This window comes from Pseudomonas sp. yb_5 (genome assembly GCF_043103865.1).
Lineage (GTDB): Bacteria > Pseudomonadota > Gammaproteobacteria > Pseudomonadales > Pseudomonadaceae > Aquipseudomonas > Aquipseudomonas putida_Y.
The window spans coordinates 1-11257 of record NZ_JBICKE010000098.1 but is presented as its reverse complement, the minus strand read 5'-3'; the positions used below and the strand labels follow the sequence as shown (position 1 = coordinate 11257).

Below are 11257 nucleotides of genomic sequence, written 5' to 3'. Positions count from 1 at the left end.
TGGCGGCGACAACGGTGAACGGCCAGGGAAATTGGCCAGCAGGCCCGGCCCTTTCGCGGGTGAACCCGCTCCTACGACGGTCTGCGCATCGGTATAGGAGCGGGCTTGCCCGCGAAGAGGCCGGTGGATTCAATAGATGCCTGTCAGGATTTGGGCGGATGAATGATCCGTTCGATCTTGTCCTTGATCAGCAACCTTTCCTTGCGCAGGCGGTTGACGGCCTCGTCGTTGGTTCCGTTGCCTTCGGCGGCGACCACCTCCTTGTCCTTGGCGTTGTACTCCTTGTGCAGTTTGTGCAGGTCCTGATCCTTGTCCATGAGCGCCTGGAATGCATCAGCGGTAACGTGCAGGTCAGCGAGCAGATCATGCGGAACTGGCATTTCTTCACCTCTGTCAGGGTTGTCGGTAAGGCTCTGATCACTGAGGATAGCTGTCTTTGCGCAGGCTGGTGACGGCTGTCCAGGCTGAATGGCAGCTGAATGGTTTTGCGATAACTTGTAAAAGACGCACCTTCACGAAATTGTTACCGTCTTTTTCACAAAAAATTGATGACGTGCTTTCTAGAGTTCACCCAACTTTCCCACGGTGCCTTCTGGCCTGGGGGGTGAAAATCACTCTTGATTGCGAACGCTGATGCTCAACTTCAAATCCCTGCGGACTGAATGGGTCACGCTGCTGGCCAGTCTTTACCTGCTGATCGGCTTCAACATGTTCCTCTGGGAGCACCTGCAGGCGGTGGTTCCTGCCGGCCTGTCGGGGTTATGGCTGAGTCTGGCGTTTGCCGTGCTGATGCTCTTCGCCTTCAATCTGATCCTCACGTTACTTGCCTTCCGGTATGTATTGAAGCCGGTACTTATTGTGTTGTTCATGAGTGGCGCGGGCGTGGCTTACTTCATGAACCAGTACGGCGTACTTATTGATACCGGCATGTTTCGTAATATGGCCGAGACCAATATTGCGGAAGTGCGCGACTTGATGTCGTTCAAGTTTGCCGCGTATATCCTGCTGCTGGGCGTGCTGCCTTCGGTGCTGCTGTGGAAGGCGAAGATCGCTTACCGCCCCTGGCACCGCGAGCTGCTGGGCAAGTTAGTGGTCGGTGGTGCCTGTGTGGTGACCATCGGTTCGGTCGCGTTGGTCAATTATCAAGGACTGTCGTCGTTGTTGCGCAATCACCATGAGCTGCGCCTGATGCTCACCCCCAGCAATATCGTCGGGGCGTCCATTGGTTATGTCAGCGAGCGTGTCGGTACGGCTTCGCGCCCGTTCCAGCATTATGGTGAAGATGCCAAGCGTGATGCGGCCTGGCAAAAACATGAGCGCAAGTCGTTGACCGTGCTGGTGGTCGGAGAAAGTGCCCGGGCAGACCATTTCGGCGTGCTGGGCTATGACCGCGATACCACGCCCAATCTCGCCAGGGAGCAGGGCCTGCTGGCGTTTTCCGACGTGCACTCGTGCGGTACGGAAACGGCGGTTTCGGTGCCTTGCATGTTCTCGGGCATGAAGCGCAGGGACTACGACGCCCGCGTAGCGAAAAACCGTGAAGGGCTGTTGGACATCCTTCAACGTGCCGGCCTGGCCGTGCAGTGGCGCGACAACCAATCGGGCTGCAAAGGCACCTGCGATCGTGTGCAGTTCATCGATGTCAGCAACCTCAAGGACCCGCAGCTGTGCGCCAATGGCGAATGCCATGACCAGATCCTGCTGCAAGGCCTGGACGCGCTGATCGACAACCTCGACAAGGACACCGTGCTGGTGCTGCACCAGATGGGTAGCCACGGCCCCGAGTACTTCAAGCGCTACCCCAGTGAAGACGAGCGCTTCACCCCGGTGTGCCAGAGCAACGCGTTGAACCAGTGCAGCCAGGAGGAAATCATCAACGGGTACGACAACACCCTTGCCTACACCGACAAGGTGCTGGCCTCGCTGATCGATACCCTGCGCAGCAAGCAAGACAAGGTCGACACCGCGATGATCTACCTGTCCGACCACGGCGAGTCGCTGGGCGAGTACAACCTGTTCCTGCACGGCACGCCGTACGCCATCGCTCCCGAGCCGCAGAAGCATGTGCCGCTGCTGACCTGGTTCTCCGACAGCTACAAGGAGGACTTCGGTATCGACAACGACTGCCTGGCCCGGCTCAGCGATACCCCGTTGTCCCAGGACAATCTGTTCCACTCGATGCTTGGCCTGTTGCAGGTACACACCGAGCTCTACCAGCAGTCGCTGGACATGTTCGCCGGTTGCCGGCCCTGGCTGGCAGCCAAGCGCTGAAGTCAGTCGCGTGTCATGCAGGCTTGCGCGGTCCCTGTGGGAGCGGGCAAGCCCGCGAACCCGTGCCAAGCCCGTGCCATACACCGTGTTGCCTTCTTCGCGGGCGCGCCCGCTCCCACAGGGTGGACTGCCCCCTGAAAGCTGGACAGTTTCACCAGCAGTGCCCTCGCCGTATATACTGCGCGCCAATGTTAGTGGGAGAGCCTTGTGGCCATCGAAATTCACTGGATCCGTGACGACCAGAGCCTGGCCGAGCACTGCCGCGACTGGCACCAGCTGCCCTTCGTCGCCGTCGACACCGAATTCATGCGGGTCGACACCTTCTACCCGAAAGCCGGGCTGATTCAGATCGGCGACGGCCAACGTGCCTTCCTGATCGACCCGCTGCTGATCGGCAACTGGCAACCCTTGGCCGACCTGCTGGAAGACAGCGGTGTGGTCAAGGTGCTGCACGCCTGCAGCGAAGACCTCGAAGTGCTGCTGCGCCTGACCGGCAAGCTGCCTCAGCCGTTGTTCGACACTCAGCTGGCCGCCGGTTACCTGAACCTGGGCTTCTCCATGGGCTATTCGCGCCTGGTGCAGGAAGTGCTGGGCATCGAATTGCCCAAAGGTGAAACCCGCTCTGACTGGCTGCAACGCCCGCTCTCGGAAACCCAGGTCAGCTACGCTGCCGAAGACGCCGTGCACCTGGCCGAGCTGTTCACCGTGCTGCGCCCGCGGCTGAGTGACGACAAGTACGCCTGGGTGCTGGAGGACGGCGCCGAATTGGTGGCTGCGTTGCGCCGTGAAGTCGAGCCCGAAAGCCTGTACCGCGACGTCAAGCTGGCCTGGAAGCTGGCGCCTCAACAACTGGCAGTGCTGCGTGAGCTGTGCGCCTGGCGCGAGCGCGAGGCGCGCAACCGCGATGTACCGCGCAATCGTATCCTCAAGGAGCACTCGCTGTGGCCCATGGCCAAGAGCCAGCCGAACAACCTGTCGGCCTTGGCCAAGATCGACGAGATGCACCCGCGCACCATTCGTCAGGACGGTGAGTTCCTCATCCAGCTGATCAAGCGCGCCGCCAGCCTGCCGGCCGAGCAATGGCCAGCGCCCTTGCCCGAGCCGCTGCCGATCGAGGCTGCCGGCCTCCTCAAGCAGTTGCGTGCCATCGGCCAGGCCGAAGGCGAGCGCCTGGGGATTGCGCCCGAGTTGATGCTGCGCAAGAAAGCCCTGGAGGCGCTGCTCAAGAGCGGTTACCCCAATGGCCCTTATAAACTGCCCGATTCGCTGCGCGGCTGGCGCCGTGAGCGCATGGGCCAGGCCCTGCTGGACAACCTGGCAGGCGCCGGAGAAACCCGATGAAACGCATTTGCTCGATCTACAAAAGCCCACGCAAGAACGAAATGTACCTGTACGTGCTCAAGGCTGACGGCCTGGAGCGCGTGCCTGAAGGCCTGCTGCCGTTCTTCGGCACCCCCGTGCACGCTTTCGACCTGGTGCTCAGCCCTGAGCGCAAGCTGGCCCGCGAGGACATCAGCAAGGTGCTGGAGAACCTCGAAAGCCAAGGCTACCACCTGCAGATGCCGCCGCTGGAAGATGAGTACATCGAGCACCTGCCCGAAGAGCTGCTGCGCCGTAACGACCCCGTCTGACCATGCGCGTACTGATTGCTGAGCATGACCATGCTCGATACGCCGAGCTTTTGCGCGCAGCCGCGCCTGAAGTGGAAGTTCTGACCAGCGGCGACTCTGCCGAACTGGCCCGCCAGGCACCGCAGTGCCCGGTGTGGCTGGGCCAGCCGGACTTGCTGGCAAGTCTGCTGCGCCAAGGCCATAAGCCTGCCTGGATGCAGTCGACATGGGCCGGTATCACGCCGTTGCTGGCCGATGGCCTACCACGTGATTACCGCCTGAGCCGGGCAGTGGGTATCTTCGGTCAGGTGATGGCCGAGTACATGCTCACCTATATGCTAGGCCATGAGCGTGAGGTGCTGGCGCGTCTGGTCAGCCAGGTCGAGCGGCGTTGGGATGACCACCCGGGGCGCAGCCTGGAAGGGCGCAAGGCACTCATTGTGGGTGTAGGCGACATTGGTCAGCGTGTGGCCGAGTTCCTGCAGCCGTTTGGTGTAGAGCTTTACGGGGTCGCCAGCAGCGCCCGTGAGCAGGCGCCGTTCGTCGAGGTGGCGGCGCTGGCCGACCTGCCGCGCATGGTCGGCCAGGTCGACTACGTGCTAAACCTGCTGCCGGATACCCCCGCCACTCATGACCTGTATGACGCAGCGCTGTTCAAGTGCTTCCAGCCCTCGGCCTTGTTCATCAATGCCGGACGCGGTGTAGCAGTGGTCGATGCCGACTTGGTAGGGGCGCTGAAAGAAGGCCATCTGGCCGGTGCGGTGATCGATGTCTGCCGGCAAGAGCCGCTGCCCAGGCAACACCCGTTCTGGAGCGCGTGGGGCTTGTTGCTGACCGGACACAGTTCGGCACCCACCTCGCCGACAGCGATGGTGCGCTTGTTTGTCGAGAATGCGCGGGCTTATGAAGCGGGGCAGGGGTTGCGGGGTGAAGTCGATTTCGCCCGGGGCTACTGATCGCAGTGGCCTGTACCGGCCTCGTCGCGGGTAAACCCGCTCCAGCTCAGGGTGGTGATCCCCCCCGCAGGAGCGGGCTTGCCCGCGAAGAGGCCAGCACTGCCAACACAAACCTTACAGGCTGAAATCGCCTTCAGCAGCCAGCTCGCTCAGCGGTTTGCGCGGGCTCGGCACTTCACGCGCCTGCAGCGCTTCGTCCAGGCTGGCCTTGTCCCCCAGCTTGCCGATCGCCACCATGGCGTGCAGTACGTAACCCTCGGGAATCTTCAGTTCCTGACGTGCCAGGTCCTGATCGAAGCCGGCCATGCCATGGGTATGCCAGCCGCTGATGCTGGCCTGCAGGGCCAGGTGCCCCCAGGCAGAGCCCGTGTCGAAGGTGTGCCATAGCGCCGGTTTTTCTTCCGTAGCGCCCGGGGCCGCGAAGGTAGTCTTCGAAATGACCAGCACCAGCGCCGACGCCTGTTGCGCCCAGCTGCGATTGAAGGGCACCAGCAGGCTCAGGTAACGCTCCCAGTTCGGCGTGTCGCGGCGGGCATAAAGGAAGCGCCAAGGCTGCGAGTTATAGGCCGAAGGTGCCCAGCGGGCGGCTTCGAGGAAGCTCAACAGGGTTTCTTCGCTGATCGGCTCGGCGGTGAAGGCGCGTGGCGACCAGCGGTTGATGAACTGCTCGTTGATGGCGTAATCGGCAATGCGGGGGGTGGCGCTCATGGCGGCTCCTGCAAACGGACGGGAAAAGCGCACGCTACTGCGTGCCGTCGCGACTGACAAGCGGTCTGGCTTTGCCGAAGGCCAGGCTCTAGACTGGCGCCGCTGCGCGCCGTGGCCCCCAAGATGAAGGCAGGAACCCTGTGTGATGATCGCTGAAAACGCGCCGTTCTGGCGGCGCAAGACCCTCGAACAACTCAACCAGCAAGAGTGGGAGTCGCTGTGCGATGGCTGCGGCCTGTGCTGCCTGCAGAAGCTCGAGGACGAAGACGACAACAGCGTCTATTACACCCGCATCGCCTGCAAGTTGCTGGACCTGGATACGTGCCAGTGCAGCGACTACCCCAGCCGCTTTGCCCAAGTGCCGGACTGCATCCAGCTTACCCCGGGCAAGGCCGACCAGTTCAAGTGGCTGCCGAGCACCTGCGGTTACCGTCTGGTCAGTGAGGGCAAGGACTTGCCGGATTGGCATCACCTGGTCTGTGGCGATCGCCAACAGGTCCATGAACAGCGCATTTCCCAGTCGGGGCGTATGCTCAGTGAACACGATGTGCACGAAGACGACTGGGAAGACCACCTGATCTTCCGCGCCAGCTGACCGGCGCGGCCTGCCTCGGGGAAACAAGGAGTTTCTGTATGCGTTGCCAGCTGTTGTTGCTGTTGGGCCTGATGGCCAGTTCGCCGGCCTGGGCGAAAAAGGTCGACCTCGACTACCAGGTGCGCCTGCTGCCTGCCAGTGGCCAGGCTGAAGTGCGCGTTACATTGGCCGAAGGCAGTGTGGTGCGCAGCCTGGACTTCGACCTGAGCAAGGCTGGGGTTTACAGCGGCTTCCAGGCTGATGGGCAATGGCAGCTGAAGGGCCAGCGTGGTGTATGGCAACCAGCGGCCGGCAAGACCAGCCTCAGCTACCGCGTGCAGCTGGACCAGAAGCTTGCCAGCGGCGCCTATTCATCACGCATCACCCCGCACTGGGCACTGTTCCTCGGCGACCAGCTGATACCTCCTGCGCACCTCGACCAACAGGACGGTACCGAGCTGGTGGCGCGCCTGGCTTTCGACCTGCCCGAGGGGTGGAAGAGCATCGAAACGTCCTGGCCGCGCATCGGCAAGGAGAAGTTTCGCATCGACAACGTGTCACGCCTGTTCGATCGCCCGACCGGCTGGATGCTTGCCGGCGACCTGGGCAGCCGCCGCGCTCGCCTGGGCGAAACCGAAGTGACCGTGGCCGCGCCGGTGGGGCAGGGCATGCGACGCATGGACAGCCTGACCTTGCTCACATTCGTCTGGCCACAACTACAGGCTGTGTTCCCGCGCAACCCGCCCAAGCTGCTCTTGGTCGGGGCGCGTGACGGCATGTGGCGAGGGGCTATGGCTGCACAGGGCTCGTTGTACCTGCACAGTGCCCGGCCCATGGTCAGCGAGAACGGCAGTAGCCCGTTGCTGCGCGAACTGGTGCAACTGTTCGCGCAGGTTCACGGGCGTGACGGTAGTGACTGGCTGGTAGAGAGCCTGACCGATTATTACGCCAACGAGTTGCTGCGCCGCTCGGGCGGGATGAGTGACGACCGCTACCAGGTCTGGCAGGCGCGCCTGAGCAAGCAGGGCGCCAAGGTCAACAGGCTCAAGGGTGAGCGCGCCAGTCCGGCGCAGGTGGCCCGTGGCGTGATGCTGTTGCAGGCGCTGGACAAGGAAATCCGCATTCACACCCAGGCCAGGCGTTCGTTGGACGATGTGGTGCGTGGGCTGATGCGCCTGCCCAGCGTCAGTACCGAAGACTTCGTCCAGATCAGCGAGAACGTGCTGGGACGGCGTTCCGATGTGCTGCAGAGCAAGGTGCTGCACTAGGCCTCCCTGGCCCCTGGCAATCGGCAAGGTGACATCTTCAGCAAGTCGCATTTCAGGTGTGTAAAGTCGTACCTGGAATACACCGCCGAGCAGAAACTCAGCATTGTTCACGGGGCGAAACCGAGGAAGGGGAGCGCGCAGCCGACCATCGTCGGCAACGTTGATCGCGACAACCCATGGTTTGTCGAGGCAATGTTCCGCCCGGTTTCGGTGCTGTTCTGACGGAGCTCAGCACCTGGCCGTCCTGTGTTGGCAGGCCTGTCCTGCTGCCGCAGTGGCGGCCTTTTTATTTGAACTTGGGTCCCGAGCGGGTATTCAGCCCCTTGGCCAATCGGTCGTACAGCACCACATTCACCGTCGCCGCCAGGTTCATGCAGCCCTCGGTTGGTATGTAGATTGTCTCTTCACACCATCCCCTCACCTCTTCGCTCAACGAGCCATCCTCTGGCCCGAAGATGTAAATGGCCCGGTCTGGATGGGTGTAGTCCGGCAATGGCCGTGCGCCCTCCACCAGTTCCACCGCCACGGGCGTGCAGCCCAGCGGGATAATGCGCTGCAGGTCGTCGATGCCGATCAGCGGGATGTCGTAGTGCACACGTTTGGTGTCGGTGACGAAGTCACGCGCGCGCTCATAGCGTTTGCCCGTGTAGAACACCGAATTGACGCCATAGCAGCCCGCGGCGCGCATCACAGAGCCGACGTTTTCTGCCGACTTGGGGTTGAACAGGCCGATGCAGCTGTATCGTTTGTTTGCCACGTACCGGGGCCCTTCGCGAAAAAAGCGCGATTATACGGGCTGCCCGGTAGCAGCGGGGGGCGAATCGATGGTCAGTCTTTCTTCAGCATGCCCGCCAGCCCGGCAAACGGGTTGTGCGTGGCCTTGGCAATGCTCGGGGTGCTGGTGGAGCTTTCGCTGAAGTACTGCTGGTCGGTGTAGCGCGAGTGCTCGTTGTCGTGGCAGTACAGGCACAGCAGCTCCCAGTTGGAGCCGTCCTGAGGATTGTTGTCGTGGTTGTGGTCACGGTGATGCACGGTCAGTTCGCTCAGGCGCTTGCCGGCGAACTCGCGGGCGCAGCGGCCGCACACGTGCGGGTACATTCTCAGGGCCTTGTCGCGGTAGCCCATTTCCTTGTCGCGCTTGGCATCGGCCAGGATGCGGTCGAGGCGCGCGGTAGCGGCGGCAGAAGAGGTGGAGCTCATGGTGTTTCCTTTGTTCTGATCAGGCAGGTGACGGTTATGCCATTGAGTCTAGCGCGCTTGCAGGTCAGGCGGACAGGCGAAAGCGTTGATTTAGGCGTAGCCTGTAGCAAGGTTCCCGACAGGAGGTTGCTGATGTTTCACGCGATCCTCGCCGCGCTGTTGATGGCTGGCCTGCCTCTGGCAGAAGCTGCCAGCACGCCACCTCGACTCAATACGCCAGTGCCTGGTGCACCGGGTACGCCCACGCCCACGCCATACCCGCAGATAACCCCGAGTACACCGCCCAAGGCTTATGACAGTCAGCCGGGGGCGCCGTTGTTGCCGCCGATGCCAGTGCCCGGCCCGCCGAAGGACCAGCCATTGCCCGGGTTGCGGCCGGAGCCGCCGAAGCCGCCGGCGCAGGATGATTGAGCATGAGCACTCTGCGCCGCCATCATGTGTGAGCAACTGTCTTGCTCAACTTCTAAAAGCTGGCGCGATCGCTGTGGGAGCGGGCTTGCCCGCGAACACCGGCGCAGCCGGTGCCAGGCACTGCATTGAATTTTTTGCGGGCTTGCCCGCTCCCACAGTGATCGCGCGGGTGCTCAAACCTGGGTTTAGGCAATACCTAGCTCGCCAAACACGAACGCATACTCCAGCGCCACATCCTTCAACCCTTGGTACCGCCCGCTCATCCCACCGTGCCCAGCCCCCATCTCGGTCTTGAGCAGCAGCAGGTTGCTGTCGGTCTTGAGCGTGCGCAACCTCGCCACCCATTTGGCGGCTTCCCAATACTGCACGCGGCTGTCGTTGTAGCCCGCCACCACCAGCATCGCCGGGTAGGCCTGCGCTTTCAGGTTCTCGTACGGCGCATAAGCCTTGATCCGTTCATACACCTCCGGCTCCTCAGGGTTGCCCCATTCGTCGTACTCGGTCACGGTCAGCGGCAGCTCCGGGTCGAGCATGGTGTTGAGCACGTCGACGAATGGCACTTCGGCAATGGCGCAGCGGAACAATTCCGGGCGCAGGTTGAGCACCGTGCCGATCAGCAGGCCGCCGGCGCTGCCACCACTGATGGCCAGGCGATCGGCGGCAGTCACGCCTTGGCTGATCAGGTGCTCGGCGCAGGCGATGAAGTCGCTGAAGGTGTTGTGCTTGTGTTCCTGCTTTCCGGCACGGTACCAGGCCTCGCCCAGTTCGCCGCCGCCACGCACATGGGCGATGGCAAAGGCCACGCCACGTTCCAGCAGGCTCAGGCGCGCATGTGAGAACCAGGGGTCGAGGCTTTCGCCATAGGCGCCATAGCCGTACAGGTACAGTGGCACGGTCTTGCCCAGGTCCTGGCGGCGGCGTACCAGGCTGATCGGCACCTGGGTTCCGTCCGCTGCGGTTGCCCACAGGCGCTCACTGACATAGTCATCGGCATCGAACGCACCGAGCACCGGGGTTTGCTTGAGCACGACCTGAGCGCCCGTGGACAACGCCAGTTGGCGCACCTGGGCCGGGCGGTTGAGCGCTTCGTAGCGCAAGCGTATGCAAGGGCTGGCAAATTCCAGGCTGTCCTGCACGTACAGGCTGTAGGCGGCGTCTGGCAGTTCGACGCGGTAGGTCGGCAAGCCCTGTGGGCGCACGTCGATGATCGGCAGGCCGCCTTCGCGCAGGCTCAGGGTCAGGGCACCGCTATTCAGGCTGAGGCCTTCGAGCATGACCGTGTCGCGGTGCGCCACCAGCACCTGCCACTGTTCGCGGCTAGGTACTGGCGCGACTGGCGCGTGGTACAGGGCGAAATTGATGCCATCCTGGTTGGTGCGGATGAACCAGCGCCACTCGCCGTCGAGCTGGCCATGGTCGGGGAAGTATTCGTGGCCTTCGACGCGCGGCGCCAGGCAGGTGAACGGCGCCTGCGGGGTTTCGGCGTCCAGTACCCAGGCCTCACTGGTGGTCTTGCTGTTCAGCAGCAGCACCAGCTGGCGCTCGGAACTGGTGCGGTAGCAGTGCAGGAAGAAACGCCCGTCCGGCTCTTCGAACACGGTTTGGGCGGCGTCAGTGCCCAAGGTGTGGCGACGCAGGCGCCATGGGCGGTGGGTGTCGTCCAGCTCAGCGAAGAATAACGTCTGGCTGTCGTTGGCCCAGGTCAGGCTACCGTCGCAGTCGTCGAAGGGCAGGGTCGTGACACGGTCACTGACCAGGTCTTTGACGTACAGGGTATGGATTTCGTCGCCGCTGGTGTCGAGGCTATAGGCCAGCAGGCGGTGGTCGGGGCTGACGCTGAACGCGCCGAGGGAAAGGAAACCGCCGTTTGCCAGGGCGTTGGGGTCGAGCAGCAGCTGCTCCTGGTTTTCATCGACGGTGTTCGAGTCGTCGGCGGGGCGTGGGCAGCGGTAGTGACGCGGGTATTCGTCGCCGGCGGTGGTACGGGTGTAGTACAGGTAGGGGCCCCAGGGCGCCGGCAATGACAGGTCGGTCTCCAGGATGCGGCCTTTGATCTCTTCGAACAGTTGCTCACGCAACGGTGCCTGGTCGGCCAGGCAGGCTTCCTGGTAGGCGTTTTCAGCGTGCAGGTAAGCGAGTACCTCGGGGGTGTCGCGCTTTTGCAGCCAGGCATACGGGTCGGTGGCCTGGTCGGCTTGGGCAATCGGGGGTTGGGGCTTGGTTGGCATTGAAGGTCTCTTGATTGGAGTTGCCTGTGCC

13 protein-coding genes are annotated in these 11257 nt (G+C 62.7%); 8 read left to right on the top strand and 5 right to left on the bottom strand.

The features are described from left to right. Positions 1 to 143: 143 nt before the first annotated feature. A complete protein-coding gene (locus ACF8GF_RS16785; RefSeq protein ID WP_209967547.1) occupies positions 144 to 380 on the bottom strand; it encodes a YdcH family protein in 237 nt (78 codons plus the stop codon). 253 nt (positions 381 to 633) lie between these two features. Between ACF8GF_RS16785 and ACF8GF_RS16780 the strand changes: the two genes are divergently transcribed. The 4 genes from ACF8GF_RS16780 to ACF8GF_RS16765 all read left to right on the top strand — a co-directional run bounded on the left by ACF8GF_RS16780 (position 634) and on the right by ACF8GF_RS16765 (position 4837). Beyond that, positions 634 to 2271, top strand: coding sequence for a phosphoethanolamine transferase (locus ACF8GF_RS16780; protein WP_176685782.1), 1638 nt, complete (start codon positions 634 to 636; stop codon positions 2269 to 2271). Positions 2272 to 2478: 207 nt separating this feature from the next. Beyond that, entirely contained in the window at positions 2479 to 3612 is a 1134-nt protein-coding gene (rnd, locus tag ACF8GF_RS16775; RefSeq protein ID WP_176685783.1) for a ribonuclease D, read from the top strand. Beyond that, complete coding sequence (locus ACF8GF_RS16770; RefSeq protein WP_021783370.1) at positions 3609 to 3902, top strand: YcgL domain-containing protein; 294 nt, start codon at positions 3609 to 3611, stop codon at positions 3900 to 3902. The genes rnd and ACF8GF_RS16770 overlap by 4 nt, the downstream gene beginning before the upstream one ends. A gap of 2 nt (positions 3903 to 3904) precedes the next feature. Beyond that, positions 3905 to 4837: a D-2-hydroxyacid dehydrogenase gene (locus tag ACF8GF_RS16765; RefSeq protein WP_176685784.1), complete on the top strand. Its 933-nt coding sequence runs from the start codon at positions 3905 to 3907 to the stop codon at positions 4835 to 4837. A gap of 114 nt (positions 4838 to 4951) precedes the next feature. Here the strand turns inward: ACF8GF_RS16765 and ACF8GF_RS16760 are convergent, their stop codons facing one another. Beyond that, positions 4952 to 5545 (bottom strand): nitroreductase family protein, encoded by a 594-nt coding sequence (locus tag ACF8GF_RS16760; RefSeq protein WP_176685785.1) that lies wholly within the window; start codon positions 5543 to 5545, stop codon positions 4952 to 4954. A gap of 145 nt (positions 5546 to 5690) precedes the next feature. On the opposite strand from ACF8GF_RS16760, the gene ACF8GF_RS16755 reads away from it, so the two are divergent. Genes ACF8GF_RS16755 through ACF8GF_RS16745 form a run of 3 tightly spaced genes read left to right on the top strand, consistent with a single transcriptional unit; the run spans position 5691 to position 7609 of the window. After that, on the top strand, positions 5691 to 6140 hold the full coding sequence (locus ACF8GF_RS16755) for a YcgN family cysteine cluster protein (protein ID WP_176685786.1): 450 nt from the start codon (positions 5691 to 5693) through the stop codon (positions 6138 to 6140). Between the two features lie 38 nt (positions 6141 to 6178). Continuing rightward, positions 6179 to 7387, top strand: coding sequence for a hypothetical protein (locus ACF8GF_RS16750; protein WP_176685787.1), 1209 nt, complete (start codon positions 6179 to 6181; stop codon positions 7385 to 7387). A 6-nt stretch (positions 7388 to 7393) separates the two neighbouring features. Beyond that, complete coding sequence (locus ACF8GF_RS16745; RefSeq protein WP_370844815.1) at positions 7394 to 7609, top strand: hypothetical protein; 216 nt, start codon at positions 7394 to 7396, stop codon at positions 7607 to 7609. Positions 7610 to 7673: 64 nt separating this feature from the next. On the opposite strand, the gene ACF8GF_RS16740 is transcribed toward ACF8GF_RS16745, so the two are convergent. Next, positions 7674 to 8144 (bottom strand): RNA methyltransferase, encoded by a 471-nt coding sequence (locus ACF8GF_RS16740; RefSeq protein ID WP_003254677.1) that lies wholly within the window; start codon positions 8142 to 8144, stop codon positions 7674 to 7676. 71 nt (positions 8145 to 8215) lie between these two features. Continuing rightward, positions 8216 to 8587: a YajD family HNH nuclease gene (locus ACF8GF_RS16735; RefSeq protein WP_392487884.1), complete on the bottom strand. Its 372-nt coding sequence runs from the start codon at positions 8585 to 8587 to the stop codon at positions 8216 to 8218. 132 nt (positions 8588 to 8719) lie between these two features. Between ACF8GF_RS16735 and ACF8GF_RS16730 the strand changes: the two genes are divergently transcribed. Next, positions 8720 to 8998, top strand: a complete 279-nt coding sequence (locus tag ACF8GF_RS16730; protein WP_176685788.1) for a hypothetical protein — start codon at positions 8720 to 8722, stop codon at positions 8996 to 8998. Between the two features lie 185 nt (positions 8999 to 9183). Here ACF8GF_RS16730 and ACF8GF_RS16725 read toward each other — a convergent pair whose 3' ends face one another. Further along, positions 9184 to 11226, bottom strand: coding sequence for a S9 family peptidase (locus ACF8GF_RS16725; RefSeq protein ID WP_176685789.1), 2043 nt, complete (start codon positions 11224 to 11226; stop codon positions 9184 to 9186). Positions 11227 to 11257: the final 31 nt, after the last annotated feature.

Bases quoted from the DNA above. Each gene is read 5' to 3' on its own strand.
- ACF8GF_RS16785 (WP_209967547.1), bottom strand. From the start codon at position 380: ATGCCAGTTCCGCATGATCTGCTCGCTGACCTGCACGTTACCGCTGAT.
- ACF8GF_RS16780 (WP_176685782.1), top strand. From the start codon at position 634: ATGCTCAACTTCAAATCCCTGCGGACTGAATGGGTCACGCTGCTGGCC.
- ACF8GF_RS16770 (WP_021783370.1), top strand. From the start codon at position 3,609: ATGAAACGCATTTGCTCGATCTACAAAAGCCCACGCAAGAACGAAATG.
- ACF8GF_RS16765 (WP_176685784.1), top strand. From the start codon at position 3,905: ATGCGCGTACTGATTGCTGAGCATGACCATGCTCGATACGCCGAGCTT.
- ACF8GF_RS16760 (WP_176685785.1), bottom strand. From the start codon at position 5,545: ATGAGCGCCACCCCCCGCATTGCCGATTACGCCATCAACGAGCAGTTC.
- ACF8GF_RS16755 (WP_176685786.1), top strand. From the start codon at position 5,691: ATGATCGCTGAAAACGCGCCGTTCTGGCGGCGCAAGACCCTCGAACAA.
- ACF8GF_RS16750 (WP_176685787.1), top strand. From the start codon at position 6,179: ATGCGTTGCCAGCTGTTGTTGCTGTTGGGCCTGATGGCCAGTTCGCCG.
- ACF8GF_RS16735 (WP_392487884.1), bottom strand. From the start codon at position 8,587: ATGAGCTCCACCTCTTCTGCCGCCGCTACCGCGCGCCTCGACCGCATC.
- ACF8GF_RS16730 (WP_176685788.1), top strand. From the start codon at position 8,720: ATGTTTCACGCGATCCTCGCCGCGCTGTTGATGGCTGGCCTGCCTCTG.
- ACF8GF_RS16725 (WP_176685789.1), bottom strand. From the start codon at position 11,226: ATGCCAACCAAGCCCCAACCCCCGATTGCCCAAGCCGACCAGGCCACC.